The organism is Oryzifoliimicrobium ureilyticum, assembly GCF_037199735.1.
Lineage (GTDB): Bacteria > Pseudomonadota > Alphaproteobacteria > Rhizobiales > Rhizobiaceae > Rhizobium > Rhizobium ureilyticus.
On sequence record NZ_JBBBVQ010000020.1, the window covers coordinates 78,596 to 97,847 of the forward strand.

Here is a 19,252-nt window from a genome sequence, read left to right on the forward strand (position 1 = left end):
ATGTCATCGCCTTGCTTCATAATATTCCCTCCTGATTAAGGTGTTTTGCACATTCTTAAAATTGTACCGGGCAGCTAAAATTGGACAGCGCGTCGAGTTTGAACGGATTGAGCACCGAGCCGAATTGGATATCGAAATCGGCATTCTGTCCGTTGTTTTGAAAACGCGCCCGCAGCATGTCTCCCGTTTGTCCCTCGATCTGGGCGTCGTCGAACAAGCGAAACGCCGACCAGTCGCCGTTCTCCGTTTTTGCCTGCTGCCATCCTCCAGGTTGGAAGGCAATTCGAGACATGCTTGCCGAACTGTTCTTCGATGGCCAGTTGATGGTCTTGGCCTGGATAGGGCCATGGTAATAGACAACGCGCTCGCCCTCGATTTCGAGCATAACCGCCGTTGAGTCATCACTCAGCGATACGGGCTTGACGTTGATGGAGACGGACGGCGTTTCGCTGCCGTTGGGGAAAAATGCCCGCATGATCTTGTCGGCATTTTCAAACTGCGCGATCGCCTCGCTTTTGATGCCGGATGCGCCAAACGTTCCCTTCCAGCCCCACGGCGTTGCTGTTTTGTCGACAAACGGCTCAAGTCTTTGCTTGAAGAATGTCTGGAACAGCCCCGTCGGCCCAAAGAGGCGTGTGAAATCCGCCATGGCGACATCCCGCGGCGATGATCGGTCAAAGGGATAGCGGCCTGTCACTACAGACGAACACAGCGATGCGCCTTCAGCGCTCCAAAGATCGGCGATCCGCGAGCGCGCAGATTTCACTGCGAGCGAGCCAGTATCCGCTGATAGCCCAGCCACCCAACTGTCGAGGGGCGCGGGAAGCTGGCGCGCTTGCTGCAGCAGATCTTGGTTCGCCTTGGTGAGCTGGCTGTCGACATCAAAAACCTTTGCAACCTCATCAGAAGAGGTGGAGGAGCGGGCAAGTTGCTCGTTCAGGCTCTTCAGCGCAGCGAGCAAACTTTGCGCAGGGTTCTGGTTTGCCTGTTTATCTCCCCCGGTCACGGCGCTGACTGCCGAATTGGCAGGATTGAGATCGCGCAGACGTCCATAAGGGTCTGGTGCGTTCACTGTGGCGGTCAGGATGGTTGAAACAGTATCGCCGTCACTGCCGGTGTTCGCCGCAGCAATACTGTTACCGACCTGTGGCCGGAGATCCGTCGCCTCGGCAATAGACTTGGCGGCCTCTGCCAGGATGTTCCTATCATTGGACAGAACGCGTGTGGTTTCCACGGCATCGCCGATCGATTGCGACGACTTGACATGGATATCACTGAGGACTTCCGCCCACCGCTTTTCAAACCGATCAAAATAGATCTGAAGCGCTGCCTGAGCGACGGTATCGATGGTTGCTCCTTGAAGAGCGGTATCAGAGCCACGTACCCATCCTTCGGACAGAGCAACCCGCGCCGCATAGGTGACTTTCGGCAGAACGACAGTTCGATAGCCGCTCGCCGTAAACAAGCCTTCGACACCGGCAGTCAAAGGTACCTTGGACTCGCGCTCAAAGGCGCGATCGCCGAGGGCACCAAATGCGCTAGCCGGTGTCCATTGCGGCAGAGACCGCGCCTCGTCCAGTCCGGCCAAGATGTCGAAGGCTCTTGTGGCAACGGGCTGATCCTTGATGATATCGCGCGCTTGAGAAATCAGCCGCTGATCGAGATTGATCGGCGGCAGGCTGCCTTGCGCCAGTGCTCTGACATGCCGCATCAGTGAGTCACGCGCCACCGCGCGGCCTTCGCCTGGATAAAGCGAGGCAAACATGTCTTCAGCCTGAAGTACAAGGAAGTCACGGTCCAGCGTTCCGACACCCCCAAGCATCTCGTAGAGTTTTAAGGTGTTGAAGGTGCGCGTTACATCTTTCTCATCGCCGAGCTGGTTCTGAAGCTGCACCAGCATGCGCGGCAACAGAAGCGCATTAAGCGCACGCTGATAGGCATCTCTCTGGCGTCCGGCAATCTTTTCCTCCTGATTCAGGCCAAAATTGACCGCCCAGAAGCGTGCATCCTGAAATCCGGCATTGGCATCGCGCAGATTGTCGAGCGCCGGTAGAATCCGCAGGAAGTCGGCATCGTCGACCCGTTGGACAGGAATACCTTGCACGAATTTTTCATAGGCATTCAGCTTCAGATCGGCCTCTGCGAGCGCTCGCGTGTTTGCGAAATAAGTCATGATCCAGCCGGCGAAGACCACCGCGATCAAAGCGATCGTCAAAGCATAGGCGCTTCGGCGAACGAAAAGCTGCCGTCGCGACAATCGCTTGTCTCGCATGACGAGGGCAGCTTCCGAGAAGATGACGTCCTTGAACAGCCGCGACAGGAAATAGCTTCGCTTGACCCGCGGCGCAGTCTCCGACTGGGTGCCGGAGGCGAGATAAACCCCACGCAGGAGCGGTGCCTCGACAAGCTGTGAACTTGCGCATAGCTCGGTCAGGGCATCATGCAGCCGATCCTTGAGCTTTGCCAGTTCTGCAGGGAAGCGGAAAATCCTGCCTCTGATCTCGGCATTCTGCTCCTGTTGAAGCCGTTCGATCAGCATCGCGTCGACGCGTTCTTGCAGAAGCTGGAATTCATCTGCCAAGCGTTGCGGCAACTCTTTGGCCGCATAGCTTTCATCGAGCTTGAATGTCGTGCCCCAGACTTGCTGACGGTCCGTCTTGTTGAAACCGTCGAAGAACTCGACAAAACCCTGCAGAAGATCGGCCTTCGTCAAAACAAGATAAACCGGAACCCTCGCATGCAAGAATTCGTCAAGCTCGCCGAGGCGCTGGCGGATCGCGCGAAGCTCCTGCTTTTGCTCCTCGGGATCACGCAGAAGTAGATCGACCACCGACAGCGTCACCAATGCACCGTTGATCGGCTGCGAGCGACGATACCGCCTCAAAAGGCCGAGAAAGCCCTCCCATCCCGCTTTTGATGAGCCGTCAAGATCCTCCTGCGTCGTGTAGCGTCCGGCGGTGTCGATGATGATCGCTTCATCGGTGAACCACCAATTGCAATTGCGCGTGCCGCCGATCCCCTGGACGGCATTTTCGCCAATTGCATCTCCGAGCGGAAATTGCAGCCCGGAATTGGTCAAGGCCGTTGTCTTGCCTGACCCAGGCGCTCCAAAAATCACATACCAAGGCAGATCGTAAATGTAGCCGAAGCGCTTTTTCGTGATGCGCCGAAGAAGAGCCAACGCCTCTTTCAGGCGATTATGGATCTCGCCGACTTCAGCCTGTCGATTCCGCAGCGCCTCGTTTTCAATGCTGTCGACGAGTTCCTTGTCCTGCTTTCGCGCCCTATAAAGGCTGATGCCGATATAAACGGCCCAGGCAGCCAGTACGACAAGAATGGCGATGATACGCGCCTGAACGGTGGCGAATGGCTTGAAACTGCCGAAGGCGACGAGATACCCGTAAAACCAGATCACCACGCAGATGGCGATGGCCCAGATGATCGAGATGAAGCGTCGACCGACGAGGCCGGCATAGCTGTCGACGTAAGAACGAAGTGTATAGAAATAGCTCAGCGGGTTCATTGCTGAGTACCTCCAGACTGTGGAGCAGGTGCCGCCTGCTGGTCCGAATTTTCAATAGGCGGCGACAGAATTCCGGCCTCGTTCAATTTCTCGTCCGGGTTCGTCAAAACCATGATTTCGGTTCTTCGATTCATTTCCCGTCCTTCGGGCGTCTCGTTGCTCGCAATCGGGTCGCTGTCGGCGCGGCCTTCGGTCAAAATGGCATCCGGCCCGGTAAAGCTTGAAAGGATGTCACCGACGGCTTTTGCTCGTGCTTCCGACAGATGCCAGTTCGACGGGAATTCCGGGGTGCGTATTGGCACGTTGTCGGTATAGCCGATCACGACCGCCCGGAATTTGTCCGAGGCCAATGCGCCGCCAATGCGCGAGAGAAGATCGCGGAATTTGGGCTGAACTTCCGCACTCCCGACGGCAAACAAACCGGAATTGTTGATACGGACCCTGAGGCGCCCGTTCACGTCCGCGAGTGTGACGAGCTTCTTTTCCACTTCCGGCTGGAGGAACGTCATCAGGTTTTGCAACCGGGTCGGTTTCTGTGGTGGTTTCGGCGGCGGATCTTGAACCACCACCGGAGGTTTTTTCTCCTCAACAACTTTTACCGGTTCCGGTGGCGGTTTGATCAGGATGCTGGGCGTATCGCCAGGCGGAAGAGTGGCCAGCCTTCCAAACGTCGCGTCTGAGGCCTGATTGAGGCTGAAGGTGAAGAAGAGGTAACCCAGAGCGAAGACGAGTGCGAGGATGGAAAGCAGTGTCCACAAGGCCGTTGCCGTTCGCAAAGGCCTATGCCGCGCGGCAACGCCTTGCCAATGTGGCGACAGCTCACGCTCGAAGACGCCATATTGACCAAGCAGCGTCTTATAGAGGCTATCACGGATCCGCGCGAGCTCCAGCGAGCCGCGCGGCGACACGCGCGTACGCCCCTCAAAGGCAAGGGAAAGGCAAAGATAGATCAACAGCAGGAGTTCTTTGTTTGCCCCCGGCGACTGGTGGAAATGGTCAAGAATGTCAAAAACCCGATCGCCACCTGTGACGTCGTTATGAAATGTGGAAACGAGTCCGGAGCGAGCCCAACCGGCGCGAACGCCCCATGGCTTGCTTAGGATGACATCATCGACAGTCGCGCACACCACATAGTGAGCCGCGCGCGCGCGTTCCGGACTGATGCGTGCAGAAGCAAGATCCCGCTCATAGCGCGTAATTGCTTCAAGGCAGGCGCGGCGTAATTGCTCCGGATCGGGTCGCTGCTCGCTGAAGCGCAGGATATGCGCAAGGTTGAGCAGAGGGGCTGCCGAGCGAACAAGCGTCGGTACCTCCTCGCCGCCAAAGCGGAAGTCTTCGATGATCCGATCGATCGCCAAGGACTGCTCGGTCACGCCGGGCGTGTGCGAGCCATCGTTTCCTTCGATGATGTCATCGAGGATCGCTGCCATTTTCTCGGCAGATTGGCCGCGCTGGCGCGTTTCCTCGGTGATCTCCACGACGGTTGGAAGATCCTGCCAGGACGGTGTAGAGGGCTTGTCGTTGCTCATTCGCGTAATGCCCAAAGTTCCATCTCAAGGCCCGGGAAGTCACCTGCCAGATGCAGGGCAATCGCGCCTGAGGTTTCCAACTGTTTCCAAAGAGGTGTTTTCGTATCGACTTCGAAATAAATGGTGCCCGACCGATACGGCAGCTGTCGGGGTAGGACGGGAAGCGGACGAACCGGAATACCGGGCAAGGCGACGTTGACCAGTTCGGAGATGCGTTCGACCGGACCGACCTTGATTTGCGCCGGCAATTTCCGGCGGATGTCTTCGGCTGGAAGATCCGCGCGCACCGCCAGCACAAAGCCCGCATCCTTGAGGAGGCCGCGGTCGTGAATAGTGCCGACCCGCACGCCGTGGCGACGCTCGACAAGATCGATGGCGACGGCCGCTTGTTCTAGGACCGCCGAGAGCGATGCCCGCAGATCGTCGAAAACCGCGGCGAAACTCGCCTTCAGATCATCATGGCGATAGGGTTGAAAAGCGGTCGCTCGCTTTGTCTGTGCCGTGAAGGTTGCAAGCTCACCTGCCAAACCGATGCATTCTTCATAGAAGGTGATCGGGTGAAGGCGTGTCGCATTTGCCGACATATGGAAAAGCAGGGGATCGGCTCTGTTCAGGATCTGTAACAGGAAGTAATCGCCGACCTCCGCCGTTCCACGGATGGTCGGGTCGCCAATGCGCTCGGCAATGGCTTGAGCGCGATGGCGAACGATGCCCAACAGCTCGGTCAAAAGTTCATTGAGCCGCTGCGAGGCCGCACAATTCAAACAAGGTGGAATGAAATCAGGATCGAGAATGACAGCGCGATCGGACCGCACCTCAATAATGCGTGCAACACCGATGAGATCATATCCCGCAAGATCGTCGCCCGTTTTTAGAAACTTCAAGCTCAGGCGTCCAACGTCGATCGGTGCTACAAAATCCGTATCTACATTGGCATCCGGAGCTTCGTAAGCGGAGGCAACAAACCGGACGCCGCTACTGGCCGAAACGGTTCTTGCCATATCCGCCCTGCCTGGCTGGCGAGCCGGAAGTGCAAGGTAAACGATGGCGTTCTTCACGCTTTCATCCAGTTCGAGCGCAGGCGGAAGGTCTGTGTCTTCAGGGGCATCAAAGAGCGTGCCGTCAGGAAGAATGCCGCGTAGGTTGGATACGGCAAATTGTCCGATGGCGAGTGCGCTCCTGTCGATGCCGATCTCGGCGATACCCCAAGGATAAGGCGAGAGGTTGCGCGTCGTATGGCGTACCAGACGCTCCGTCCAGCGATCGGATTGCTGGAAGTGCTGAACCCGCAGAAACATGCCCTCGCTCCACGCGACACGGTTTTCATGTCTCATCTTGTTGGCCTTCTCCTCTGCCGGATTGGTCTTGCGTTACGCCCTGCGTATCGGTTTCGATTTCACCACGCGCTGCTTTCTGCAGGAATTCGCGGACCGAAAGCTGGCGCCCATTATGTTCGAACTGTTGCTTATAGTGCGCCCAATGATCTGATCTCTTGAGCCATCCCTGCCAGGTTTGCGGCTCAAGTTCTGCCTTGGCCTCGATGAGACGCGGCTCAAGCTGTTGTGTACATTGCGCCATCATTGTTTCGAGAGCGGCCGCCAAGGCGCGTTGCTGTACGGCAAGATCGTCGATCCGCGCAACGAGCGCAGCCTCGGTCTGTTCTTCTCGCGCAACCGCCTGCGGCGCATAGTCAATGTCCAAGAGAGCGAGACTATCAATAATCTCAGCTTCGAGCCGATCGACCGCCTTTTTAAGACGTTCAAGTCTCTGCAGTTGCCCATCCGTTCGCCGCGGCTCTTCCGGGATCCGTTGTTCGTCGATCGGAAAAACATCCTCGAAGTCAGCAGCAACCTTCTTTTCCTGCGCACGCGGCAGGCGGACCGCAATATGGCGCGCATCCGTATGTTCGTGCACACTGCTGTCGGTCGGATCTGCGTCCCAGTCATCAGGCAGCACCGGACCCAAATTGCTGGAGGATGGCGGCTCGCTCCAGCCTATCTCGACATTACGCGAGATCGTCTTTCGAACGCGACCACTATCCTCCAGGCCCGACTGCGGAAGCTCTTCCGTCAACCTGTTGTCGCCCAGAACACTGCGTGATGTGCGACCCCCCGGTGCGATATCAGCTAGAATGGAGGATATTGTCGGGGTCTCGTCACTCATCCGTAAGGCGGGATCCGGATCGGTAACGTCAATCTCTGGATCACCGGCGATGGTGACATCGAAGGCTCTGCCTGCCATTTCAATGCGTGATCCGTGGGCGAGACGGACGCTGTCTCCCTCCTGTACGAAATTACCATTGACATAGGTGCCGTTGGCACTCTTGTCGGTAAGTATAAATCCGTTGCGATCTCGACTGATGATGCAATGGAGCTTGGAAATGCGCCGCTCGCTGTCATCAATCTGCCAATCGCAATCGGCCGCGCGCCCGATGCTGCGACGGCCATGCTCAAGCGTCCAGTTGCTGGCCGGGGATGCTCCGCTTTCTCTGAAAATCAGCTTCAACGATGCCTCCTCATTCAGTCACCGCAAGCGCTTGCCGTTCGGGAATGATGGCCTCGCCGCTATCTTGCGCGGCAGGCTCGCTTCTCGCCCAGCTGTTCCAGCCCAAGCGTGCCTTCACCTCGGTTGCACCCAGTTGGCAAAATGGGACATCTTCCTTTTTCAGTATAACCTGAACGTCAAATTCGAGCGCGCTCCCGACATAAAGGCGGGAGAGTGAAACGATCTCCATCAAGCGGGTGCTGCCGGGCGTCAGAGTAAGATAGTCATGATAGCCGAGCGGGCCGAGAACAATTCGAAAGCCGCCGCTATAGTCTTCGACCGCAGACCCCGCCGTGACGTTGACGCCTAATCTTAAATCCGCTGTACCGGCCATCTTACTCTGCTCGTGCTCCGGCAAAGGCACCCAGCGACGGCGGAATTGCTCGATGACAACGGGAAGACCGGTATATTCGCAAAGCATGGCGGTGAGATTTTGCGCATTGCGTGTTCGGTCTGCGAAGAAACCGCTGAAGCGCAGAAGAACCTCCTCATCGACACCTGCACGTTCGGTCAAGGCCGAGGTGCCGAAGCCGGTCAGGGCAAAGAGCGTTCTGTAGAAGGGGTTCTTTTCTTTGACGCGCGTCCACCGCAATCCGCGCGCCAAGCGGTACTTTTCTGTCGCGCCGACGAACAACTCGGCGAACCGCGCCGAAAAAAGGTTGAAAAAGCTTGCTAGTGCCTTCGATCTATTGCGCTGTTCGCGTTGGAGAAGCTCGTTATAGCTCGGCGGTAGAGGGCCGAGCGGGCCAACGAGAGGGGCGAAGGCCGCCAGGACCTGTATGCGCCCCTTGCTGCGTCTGAAGCTGCTCACCGCCAATGGTGCCGGCTTGGCGCCCGTATGAGAGCCCACGTCCAGATCATCCGGATCGGCCAAGTGTTGGGCAATCCGGAACGCGGTCACAGGATCGAAATTGCCGGGATCGGCCTCGAGCCTGCGAGACTGTCTTTCTTGTTTTGATGTGGCCAAGATGTCCATCCCCAACTCCTAAAGCAAGGGACGATTGGCGGCCCGAGCCGGCCATTGCGCAAGCATTTCAGACTGGCCGCGCATTCTGATGGTCAGGCGCGTAAAGCTGTTGATCGAGGTATACAAGCTAAAGAAGTGATTGAGGATATTTCCGAAAATATAGGCGCCGGCGCGGTCGATCAAAGCAGGATCGAATTCAAGCGCAACATCGGTCCCTGGCACCATCGCCGATCCAATCCTCGCATGCGAATTTCGTGCTTCGACGCGCGAAATCGATCCGACAAGCTGCCGCGTTTCCGGAGAATCCTGGAAGGCATAGAGCGATAGAATGTCCTTGAGAGCGGCGCCCCCATTGTCGAATAACGAGAGATGATTGAGCAGAAGGTGCGAGACCATTCGCCATTCGCGCGCCGAACGTTCGTTCATCCGCACGGCCGGCGTTGGAGGCATCAAAGCTTCTATGGATTTGACCGCTTCATTTCCGGTCGCAAGCTGAAGAAGCGGATGTCCACCACCGTATGGCAACTGGCTTGGAAGGTCACGGTTAAGGCAAAGGGTGTCAACGCTCGCAACGAGATCCATGGGTTCCAGCGGTCCGCGCGTTGGATCCACGAAGGCAAGATCGGTGTCCGAAGAGCCATCATCCTCATCGAAGCGTCGATAGGCCTGCCAATAGACGGTGGAGCCGGACGGGGCCTGACCTCGGCCAAAGAATGGATGAGATTTTTCAACCTGCCCGGAACGGCTCGTCAGCTGGACCTCCTCGATGCTATAGATCTCTCGGCTGCCTTGACGGCGAGCATCCGGTGTCAGGCGATACTCGGTTCGTCCGCCGTCCAAAGTTATCGGCTCGCAGCTCTGCCTGAAGAGGTTCACGATCGGTGTCGCATTGAGCGTCAAATCGTGCGCCGATATCATTTTTTCCAAGCGGCTGTCGGCGGCGTCGAGATAAAGATAGAGTTCGCAATCTCCACCCTTCCACTGATCTAGTCCTTCGACGTCGAGAAAAAGGAATTTTTGCGGAAGCGCGAAGAATTCCGTCAGGAGCCGATAGCCTTCAAAACTGGTCGGGGGATAGGGAAGCATTCCCTGTTCGGCATCAAAGCCCGACGGACGAAGATTTCTTGCCGGCAGAAAAACAACATCCGGATCTTCCGCATAACGGGCAACGCCGATGCCAACGCAATGATTGGCAAGGAGTTCGTAGAGGGCCGTCGACTGCTGCCAGGCCGAATTTATGAAGAGTTGCAGCCGATCGATCCCGATCTCTGCAAAAGTGGCTGGACGCGGCGTAGTCGTCCGCAACGAGATCTTCAGGCAACTTGCAACGCCTGAAAATCGCGAGACAGGCGCATCGAGCGGTTGACCTGCCAGAACAGCGGCGGAAATCTCGAGCGGAACGATCTCGACATCTTGCGTGGTACGGAAACGGCAGGTTTCGCCGCCGACAGGCTCGGCAATGATCTCGCTATGGCGCGGCAGTTGCTGAACGGAGGCAAGATTTGGACTTTGCTCTATCCGCACAATGCTCATTGACGGCAGCGGCGCCAGATAGTGCGGATAGAGCGTTTCAAGAAGACTATCTGTCAGCTCCGGAAATTCATCGTCGAGCTTTTGGCGCACGCGGGCTGCGGAGTAGGCAAAGCTCTGAATAATCCTCTCGACATGCGGATCGTCGGCGACCTCGCCGGTCATGCGCAATCGCCCGGCAATTTTCGGAAAAGCCGAGGCAAATCGGGCCGCGCGCTTTCGCAGCGCAAAGAGTTCGTCGTTATAGCGTTCCAGGAAACGCTCACCCATTGGCAGCCTCCAGATGGAAGCGCTGCGTGGACGGATCTATCTTTGACTCAAAGCTGATCGGGGGCATGCCTTCGTAGAGCCGAAACGTGGCTTGTATCCGCATACGCAGCGCACGTTCTCCATCGATCCTGTTTTTGAGAACCGTTACCCGCACGTCGGAAAGGCGGGTTTCAAACATAGCAATACGTCGCTCCATGATTGCGGCAAGCTTCAACTTTGAAGCGTCCGTGACCAGATTGGCGGACAAGATTCCGTCGACACCATAGGAGACAAGGGCATCTTGCAGCTCTTTGAAAATGGCTGGTGGTCCGGCCGGACTGCGGCGAGTGTTCAAAAGCGCCTCAAGGTCGCGGCGTATCACCTCGCGCATCTCATTTATCTGCTCCGTCAGGCTGATTGGCGGATCGATCTCTACATCAGGATTTTCGTCAAGCAGACGGTCGAGCACTGACCGGGCAAGCGTCCTATCCCTTTGCCGAAACTGTTCGAGCGGGTCAGCCATGGGCGATCTGCCTGTCTCCTGCCGCATCAGTTGTTGTAAGTTCATTGATCTCGTGAAACGCGATCATGTCGTCGCCGGCCAGAAGGCAGCGCTGACCGGCGCCTGTCACAAAAGCGGGATTGCGCTCATCCCACTCCGTTTCCCTGCCAAGACGAAGCGAAGCATCCACTTTGTGGGAATGATAAACCGCAGGAACAAGAACGTTTGCAACAGCGCCATCGAGCAAGACCAAATCGGCTTGTCGGAATGCGATATCTCGTGGCCGCGCCATTGGGGCAATCGACAAGGATTGTATCCGTCGGTAGTCGATCCAGAGATAGCGGCCACCCGACGTCAGAACCTCGAGCGCATGGGGTATGCGATCGTCAAGGTCGCGAATATCGTCAACGGTTTTGCCGTTCACCGAAAGGGGCACTTGCCCCCGCTTTTCTTCAAGTGCGGCGAGACTATCGGTAGCCAAGGAAAGATCGTTGTCCTTAAGCGCAAGGGCGGCCTTGATCGCCAGTTGATCGAGTTCGGATGGGCCGCCGGGAAGATCTGGAACGGCAGCGCTGAGATACCACGCTTCGCGCGCGGACATGGCGCGAAGATTTTGACGCAGCACGGAGTAGCCCATGCTGTCTTCCGGCGAGAAGGTCGCGGCAAGGCTGCACTGAGCATCGGCCTTTTCGTATTCGCCGGCAAGGATCAGAACATCGATGTAAAGATTGCGGCCCTTATGATCGGAAGGGGTGCCTTTGACATATGCTTTGGCAACATTGATTGCCTCTTCAAGCGCATTGTCGTCAAGCAATCGAGAAATATCGGCGCTGATCGTCATGCGGAAATCCTTTGTTGTGCCGCCTGCCCCGAAGGCGCGGCGATCGAAACAGTCTCTGCGACGAGGTGAAAGCTCGTGGACACATCGTCGAGCTGGAAATGCGGCTGCAGTCGGACCGTGCAGGAAAACGAGCCTGGCTTGCCCGGAATTTCGAAAACCTTGATGCCGGCAGAACGGAGCGGATAGCGGATACGCAAACTCATCTCAGCATCGTCATTGCCTAGCGTGTAACCGGAGAGCCAATTCTCTAGTTTCCGCTCGATCGTCAGCGCGTCGCTCAACTGCCCGATATCATCGCGCATGATGACCTTGAGGTAATGCGAAAAGCGCGATGCGCATAAGACATACTGCAGCATCGCGGCCAAGCGGCCGTTCTGCCTGGCCGCTTCGGTGGAGTAGTGACCGGGGGCATGCAGAGATTGATTGGCGTTGAAAATGGCCGAGCTTGAGAGATATGTCGTCGAGACAGGAATGATCCCAAGATCTGAAAACTGTTGTTCCTGGCCAGTCGTCAAGCGAACTTCCACCGGCGGCTGCGCCGACAAGCCCTCGCTCTCAATCCCAAGATCAAGCGGCGGCAACTCCTGCGTTGAGAGCATGCCGCCGTCGATCATGTCTTGTGTGACGCCTCTTATATCCGCAAACCAGCCTGTATCGACAAAGTTGCGGGTCACAATAGTGGCAAAGGCAAAGGCTGAATTACCCCATAGGAGGGTGTTCCCGCCTTCCGTCACCTGCTCTTTGAACAGAAAACCATCGCTCCGGCGGCGGTCATTCAACTTATAGGGTGGCCGGAGCAGAATGCGCGGCGCGACAAGTCCGAGGAAGCGAGCGTCTTCGCGCGCCCTCAATCCATTCCAACGCAGACGTTCTTTATCCTGCCTCAACCATGAAAAATCATGCACGCGCTGTAGTTCGCCAAAGTCCTCCAGACCAATCGTTTTGGGAGAAGCGCCGGCGACGAATGGACAAAACGCGGCCGCTGCAACCATTCCGATCTGAACCAGCGTGCTGATCGAATCAGCCCCTTGGTGTTCGTCCGGGGAGATCGTGTAATCTCCCACCATCAATCCGAACGGCTCACCGCCCGGCATGCCGAACTCACGGTTGTAGACCAGCTCAAACAAATGGCTTTGATCGAAGTCGCTGGCGCGCTCCATGCTGCGCGCCAGTTCACGCCAGCTGGCGTTCAAAAGCTTGACCTTGACTTCGGCGCTTCGGCCAGCTTCGCGCACGAGCATAGCAAGACCCCGCCATCTTGCCTCCATTGCCAGGAATTCCTGGTGGTGCAGGATAGCGTTGACTTGCCGGTTGAGCGCATCGTCAATCAGAGCAATGAGCCGGTCGGCCAGCAAACGTGCGGACGAATTGGACATGGCTGCCACGGTTTGAGGCGGTGATCGAAACAACGAGGAGAGCCGGGGCTAAGTCGCCCCGACCGGATCAGTTCTTCGAAGGAATGCGAGCCACCATGCGCAGGGAGGTTGTCAGTTCCTCCATCTGCAGCCATGGCCGCATCCAGGCAACCGCATTGTAGGCGCCGGGCTTGCCAGGAATTTCCTGTACGGTGACCTTGGCGTCTCGCAGCGGATACTTGGCACGCGATTCCTCGCCCGCTTCGTCATTAGCATTGACGTAGTTTGCAATCCATCTGTTGAGCCAGACTTCGCAATCGGAGGCTTCCATGAAGGAACCGATTTTGTCGCGTCCCATCACCTTGAGATAGTGGGCGAAACGCGAGGTGGCCATGATGTAGGGCAAGCGTGCAGAAACAGCCGCATTGGCCGTTGCTTCCGGCTTGTCGTAGATCTTTGGCTTATGCGCTGTCTGAGCGCCGAAGAACACAGCATAGTCCGTGTTCTTGTAATGGCAGAGGGGAAGGAACCCGAGCTTGCCGAGTTCTGCATCCCGCCGATCCGTGATGCCGACTTCGGTCGGGCATTTCAGATCGAGATCTCCATCATCGCTGGAGAAGACATGCATCGGCAGATTTTCAACCTTGCCGCCGTTTTCTGCGCCACGGATTGCGGTGCACCATCCGCTCTTGGCAAAGGCTTCTGTCATTCTCGCGCCCATGACGTAGGCTGCATTCATCCAGCAGTAATCGTCATGCGCCAATTCGCCATTGGCCGAGCCGTTGGTTTCGTCGAATACAAACTCGTCGATGGGGTTTGTTTTTGGCCCATAGGGCATCCGTGCCAAAACGCGCGGCAAGGCTAGTGTGACGAAACGCGAATCGTCGCTCTCGCGGAAGCTGCGCCACTTCGCATATTCCACGGTCTCGAAGATCTTCTCGAGATCGCGCGGACGCGCCAGTTCGCGATAGTCTTCAAACCCGAACATGCGTGGGCTTGCCGCCGAGATGAATGGTGCGAAAGCGGCCGCAGCTATCGAAGACACACTTTGAAGTGTCTGAACGTCTTCAAAGGAATTGTCGAACTCGTAGTCTCCGATAATGGCCCCGATCGGCTCGCCGCCCGGTGTGCCGAATTCGTCTTCATAGATTGCCTTGAACAAACGAGACTGGTCGAACTCGACCGCCTTCTCAAGATCGCGGCTGACCTCCCGCTTCGTCGCGTTCATCACGCGGATCTTGAGATTGACGCTCGTCTCGGTGTTCTTGACCAGGTAATTCAGGCCACGCCATGTACCTTCCAGCTTCGTAAATTCGGGTGACTGCATGATGGCAGCCAGCTGGTCGGAAATTGTTCGATCGAGTTCCGCAATGGCTCGATTTAAGGTGACGGTCAGGTTTCGATCGTATTTGACCGTGCCTTTCAGTGCCTGATCGGTCAGCGTGCGCAGAAGGTTTTGCGCGCGGTCGGGTTCAGTTTGCCGCGTTGCGGCAACGACCTTGTTGAGGAGGCCTTGTTCCTCGGTTGTCGTTGTCGCTTCGCCATTATTCTTTAGCAGGCTCTCAGCGCTCATCTCGTTTTCCCTCCGTTGCGGCGACTTCGCACCGCTAGAAAAGTTGCGCCCTCGCATGGCGAGGCCGATTGATCCTTAGACTGCCTTCACTTCTTACTTTTGGTCGCTCTCGCCGTTTTTGTCTTTCAACTCCGAAACGAGTTTGGCGAGATCTGCTTTGTTCTGCAGGATATCCTCTAAAAGCCGTTCCAGGTCCTCTGAGCGGTCGGCTTTACTCATCAGGTCGCGCAGTTCGTTGCGCGCATCGAGTAGCGCCTTCAGCGCAGGCACCTGCTGCACCACAGAGCCGGGAAGAAAGTCGTCCATGCTCTCGAACTTCAAATTCACCTGAATATCAGTTCCGTCATTTTCAAGCGTGTTGGGAACGCTGATATTGAGCCCCGGCGACATGCGCCGCATGACTTCGTCGAAATTGTCGCGATCGATCTGAACGAATTTGCGCTCGCTGAAGGGCTTCAAGGGCTGAGTTGGATTGCCGGAGAAATCGCCGAGCACGCCAACCACGAAAGGCAGTTCCTTGACCACCATCGCGCCTTCCGTCTCCACCTCGTATTTGATATGGACCCGGGGTTTGCGGACCCTCTCGAGCTTTTCATGTACGCTTGCCATATACATCTCCTTCAGCCTGGCGGCTCATGAATCGTCGGCAGTTTGAGCCTTATCTAGGACGCTTTCTAATTTTCTCCATGCGGCTTGATTCCTGCCGCTGTCAGTACCGAATTGCGGGCTTGTGCCTCGGGTAGAAGCTCGGCCAGCAATTCTGAAAAATCCATTCGCCCACGGCGGACCAATGTTTCGATCGCCATGGAAATGGGGGAATGCGGCTCGGTTCGTCGGAAAAAACGCGCGATATTCAAGAGATGCTCGAAAGCCTCTTCTCGTGAGGCGATGCCTTCGGGGAACGATCTTGACAGAGCGGGGTGGTGAGACGTTTGTGTGCCGCCATCGCCTGCATCTCCATGAACGTTCTCATCGACTTGCGGATTGGCCTCAACGTCAACGATGTCTCGGCCACCCAAGGCGCGGATAGCAGCCGCAACTTCAATCAGCGTATTGCGGATGTTGGAACTGGCGGGCGCGTGCGGCCCACATTTCTCGGATAGGATCGCCATCATGGCGTCGAAGGCAGCAAGGCATTTGTTCACCTCCGTCAGATGGGCAGATAGTGCCTCGGAGCCGACTTCGCTTGCAGCAGCCTGCAGCGCTTCGCGGCGCTTTGTTTCCGAACCGCGCTGCGCAAGCTGGAAATCCCAAAGGCTCCACTCTGCGAATTTTCCACCCGGAATAAGGGATGTAAGTCGCAGCGGTTGAACGAGGGTGCCCTCACTGCCAACGCCGTTCAAGCCGGAAAAAGGCGCAAACTTTTCTTCGAGATCGTCATCATCGATCGATCGAAGCGCTTCCCAATGCTGCGAGAAGATCTCAATGCAGGTCTCATAAATTTCGCGTAATCCGTGAAATCCCCGCAGCCGCAAGTGCGCTTCGGCGAGCCAAGCCAATACTTCGAGGTCGCGGCTCTCGGAAGAAATAATTTGCAACCCGAGATTGCTAACATTAATCCAAGCTGGAGAAATTTTAAGAACATCGTCAGGGTCAACTGTGCGCTCTTCTGTCCGCGCTTTGTTTCGTTCGTCCTTCAGCCTGTAATATAACTCACGTAATCTAGGAACGGCGCGGATATTTTCTCCGCAGTCGCTTGAATATTCTATCTTTAGTTTTACTTCGTCTGTACTCAAAGGCAAAGTTACCTCAACTTTAAAGACGTCATAAACTGGGTATACTATAAATACGTGACCCTAAGTCACTGTTGGTGCTACATATAATACGACTTCATTATCAGGCAAGGCCTTTAAAGTTTGCCGAAAAAGAATTGGTTGGGGCTAGACTCTTAAGGAAGCTCGCTCTAGGTATGCCACGTCACGTTGTGGAATGCAGCAATCGGGGAGTGTTATTGCATGCCGCGTATAGACCTCAATCGCCTGATCGAAGCGCTTGAGCCTGACCTTCGTGTGGCGCTTGAGGAGGGGGCTTCGGTAGCCGCTGCTCGCGCGCATCAGCATGTCGACCTTCCGCATTGGTTGAGTGGAATCCTCAAGACAAATTCGCAAGAAGACACGCTCAGTGCTCTGAAAATTTCCTCGCGAAAATTGTCTGAGGAGATTGAGCGCGCTTTCGAGGACATGCCAATCGGTGACGGAGAAAGTCTGACGCTTTCCCAAAATCTCCTAAGTCTTGGCAAGGAAGCTTGGTTGCTTGCCTCACTTCAGTCCGGTCGCAAGAGCATCGATTTCCTCGATCTTCTTCTGGCGCTCGATGAAGAACCATCGATGCGCTCGCTTCTCAGGACGACGCTTCCCTCGTTGCGGGCGATGGATCGTGCCGCTCTCGATGAATTGCGAGAGGCCCGCAAGGAAGCGCCGAGCGATATTGAGACAGCCAAGCCACTATCCAGTTCGAGCGCTGACAACGATTTCCTTCGGCTCTACACACATGACATGACCGAAGATGCCCGCCAGGGCAAACTGGATCCGGTCATCGGCCGCGCCGACGAGCTTCGCCAGGTCGTCGATATTCTCACGCGTCGCCGCCAGAATAACCCAATTCTCGTTGGTGAGGCAGGCGTTGGTAAAACGGCGGTCGCCGAGGCGCTTGCTTTGGAAATTGCGGCTGGCCGTGTTCCTGAAAAGCTGAAGCCGGTTCGCCTTTTGATGCTGGATCTGACCCTTCTTCAGGCGGGTGCAGGGGTAAAGGGCGAATTTGAGCGCCGCTTGCATGGCGTCATTGACGCCGTCAAGCGCTCGCCGGAACCCATTATCCTTTTCATCGATGAGGCCCATGGGCTGATCGGCGCCGGCGGTTCGGCTGGCCAGGGCGATGCCGCCAATATTCTCAAACCGGCGCTTGCGCGCGGCGAAGTTCGCACTGTCGCGGCGACGACGTGGAGCGAATACAAGCGGTACTTCGAGAAGGACGCCGCTCTGACGCGTCGCTTTCAACCCGTTCACGTCCGCGAGCCGGACGAACAGACGGCTGTCCGCATGCTGCGCGGCGTTGCGGAAACCTTCATCGAACATCATGGCGTAACAATTCGAGACGAGGCCATCGTTGCCGCGGTCGAGCTTTCGGCGCGATACATGCCAGCGCGTCAGCTGCCGGATAAGGCTGTCAGCTTGCTGGATACCGCTGCCGCTGCCGTTTCGCTCGCGCGTCAAACGCCGCCGGAGCGGCTGTCGCGCTTGGAAGATGAGCGCCGCCTGTTGCAACAGGAAGCAGAATGGCTTGCGCGCGAGCCGCAGGATAAGGAGATCGAAGAGCGCGCTGAGGCAATCGCGGCTGAAATCGCGCGCTTGGAGAAGGAATCGGAAGCCGTCAGCGCACGCTACGAAGCAGAGATGCTGGAACTGGAGAAGCTCGACGGACCCGACGAGGCTGGCGTTAAGGCGACAAAGCGCAAGCAGACGGTAAGACTTGTCGCCAAGGCGAAAGACGAAAAGCTGATTCCTGATGTCGTCGACCGAGAAGTCGTTGCAGCAGTGGTTGCCCGTTGGACAGGCATTCCTCTTGGAAAGCTTCTTGCCGACCAGGTCGAGACGGCAAAGACCTTGGACGAGCGCTTAAAGCAGCGCGTCATCGGACAGGATGGAGCGATTGATCGCATTGCCGATGCAATGCGGGCGGCGCGCGCCGGACTTGCCGATCCGCGCCGGCCACCGGCCGTCTTCCTGCTTGTCGGCATGTCGGGCACGGGTAAGACGGAAACGGCCCTTAGCCTTGCGGATATGCTATATGGGGGGAGCAGTCATCTCACCACCATCAATATGTCCGAGTTCAAGGAAGAGCATAAGGTTTCGCTCTTGCTCGGTTCGCCTCCAGGCTATGTCGGCTATGGCGAGGGCGGGGTGCTGACGGAGGCAGTGCGGCGCAGACCCTATGGCGTCCTGCTTCTCGATGAAATCGATAAGGCTCACCCAGGTGTTCAGGATATATTTTATCAGGTCTTCGACAAAGGCATTCTCCGCGACGGCGAGGGCCGCGACGTCGATTTCAAGAACACCACGATCTTTATGACGGCCAATACCGGGTCGGAACTCTTGACGGCTCTGGCTGCCGATCCGGACACGATGCCGGAAGGCGAGGCTCTGGAAGCGCTTTTGATGCCCGAGCTCAAAAAGCAGTTCAAGCCGGCCTTCCTGGGCCGCACGATTATCCTGCCCTTCATGCCGCTCGGCACAGAACAATTGTCGAAGATCGTCGATATCCAGATCGGCAAGATCAAGGAGCGCGTTCAGTCAACCTACGGCACGGATCTTATTCTTTCTGCTGAAGCGCGTGAGGCCTTGGTGGCGCGCGCTGGCGCGAGCGAGATCGGTGCACGCGCAATCGAGATCATGATCGGTCGCGATCTTCTTCCACCGCTATCCACCTTCTTTCTGGAACGGATGGCGGACGGCGCGCGCGTTGGCGAGGCGACCGTCCAGTATAACGAGGGTCGCTTCAGCATTACGGCTGGAAAGATCGAGGAAATTGAGGAATTCGCCGGAGTAGGTGACGCTACGGTGGATGAAGTTGCCGCGTCGGAGGGAAATACCCGGCGCATGCGGCACTAGATGAAAGGTAAGCCGACCTCGGAGCAAGAGGT

13 protein-coding genes are annotated in these 19,252 nt (G+C 56.7%); 1 reads left to right on the plus strand and 12 read right to left on the minus strand.

Annotated features, from left to right (window positions below; translation table 11 throughout):
- Positions 1 to 55: 55 nt before the first annotated feature.
- The 12 genes from tssM to tssA form a co-directional block, all read right to left on the minus strand.
- The gene (gene tssM / locus VQ830_RS22730) at positions 56 to 3,523 is read right to left on the minus strand and encodes a type VI secretion system membrane subunit TssM (protein ID WP_337270438.1); all 3,468 of its coding nucleotides are present in this window, start codon (positions 3,521 to 3,523) and stop codon (positions 56 to 58) included.
- The gene (gene tssL, locus VQ830_RS22735) at positions 3,520 to 5,052 is read right to left on the minus strand and encodes a type VI secretion system protein TssL, long form (protein ID WP_337270439.1); all 1,533 of its coding nucleotides are present in this window, start codon (positions 5,050 to 5,052) and stop codon (positions 3,520 to 3,522) included. Before tssL ends, tssM begins: the two co-directional genes overlap by 4 nt.
- Positions 5,049 to 6,386, minus strand: coding sequence for a type VI secretion system baseplate subunit TssK (gene tssK, locus VQ830_RS22740; RefSeq protein ID WP_337270440.1), 1,338 nt, complete (start codon positions 6,384 to 6,386; stop codon positions 5,049 to 5,051). The genes tssL and tssK overlap by 4 nt, the downstream gene beginning before the upstream one ends.
- Positions 6,376 to 7,557, minus strand: coding sequence for an FHA domain-containing protein (locus tag VQ830_RS22745; protein WP_337270441.1), 1,182 nt, complete (start codon positions 7,555 to 7,557; stop codon positions 6,376 to 6,378). Before VQ830_RS22745 ends, tssK begins: the two co-directional genes overlap by 11 nt.
- Positions 7,558 to 7,567: 10 nt before the next feature.
- Positions 7,568 to 8,572: a type VI secretion system baseplate subunit TssG gene (gene tssG, locus VQ830_RS22750; RefSeq protein WP_337270442.1), complete on the minus strand. Its 1,005-nt coding sequence runs from the start codon at positions 8,570 to 8,572 to the stop codon at positions 7,568 to 7,570.
- Between the two features lie 9 nt (positions 8,573 to 8,581).
- A complete protein-coding gene (gene tssF / locus VQ830_RS22755; protein WP_337270443.1) occupies positions 8,582 to 10,363 on the minus strand; it encodes a type VI secretion system baseplate subunit TssF in 1,782 nt (593 codons plus the stop codon).
- Entirely contained in the window at positions 10,356 to 10,865 is a 510-nt protein-coding gene (gene tssE / locus VQ830_RS22760) for a type VI secretion system baseplate subunit TssE (RefSeq protein ID WP_337270444.1), read from the minus strand. The genes tssF and tssE overlap by 8 nt, the downstream gene beginning before the upstream one ends.
- The gene (locus VQ830_RS22765; protein ID WP_337270445.1) at positions 10,858 to 11,685 is read right to left on the minus strand and encodes a type VI secretion system accessory protein TagJ; all 828 of its coding nucleotides are present in this window, start codon (positions 11,683 to 11,685) and stop codon (positions 10,858 to 10,860) included. Before VQ830_RS22765 ends, tssE begins: the two co-directional genes overlap by 8 nt.
- Positions 11,682 to 13,061 (minus strand): type VI secretion system contractile sheath large subunit, encoded by a 1,380-nt coding sequence (gene tssC, locus VQ830_RS22770; RefSeq protein ID WP_337270446.1) that lies wholly within the window; start codon positions 13,059 to 13,061, stop codon positions 11,682 to 11,684. The genes VQ830_RS22765 and tssC (VQ830_RS22770) overlap by 4 nt, the downstream gene beginning before the upstream one ends.
- A 67-nt stretch (positions 13,062 to 13,128) precedes the next feature.
- Entirely contained in the window at positions 13,129 to 14,613 is a 1,485-nt protein-coding gene (tssC, locus tag VQ830_RS22775; RefSeq protein WP_337270447.1) for a type VI secretion system contractile sheath large subunit, read from the minus strand.
- Positions 14,614 to 14,706: 93 nt separating this feature from the next.
- Entirely contained in the window at positions 14,707 to 15,222 is a 516-nt protein-coding gene (gene tssB / locus VQ830_RS22780) for a type VI secretion system contractile sheath small subunit (protein WP_337270448.1), read from the minus strand.
- A 65-nt stretch (positions 15,223 to 15,287) separates the two neighbouring features.
- Entirely contained in the window at positions 15,288 to 16,349 is a 1,062-nt protein-coding gene (gene tssA / locus VQ830_RS22785; RefSeq protein ID WP_337270449.1) for a type VI secretion system protein TssA, read from the minus strand.
- A 219-nt stretch (positions 16,350 to 16,568) separates the two neighbouring features.
- Between tssA and tssH the strand changes: the two genes are divergently transcribed.
- A complete protein-coding gene (gene tssH, locus VQ830_RS22790) occupies positions 16,569 to 19,220 on the plus strand; it encodes a type VI secretion system ATPase TssH (RefSeq protein WP_337270450.1) in 2,652 nt (883 codons plus the stop codon).
- Positions 19,221 to 19,252 lie beyond the last annotated feature (32 nt).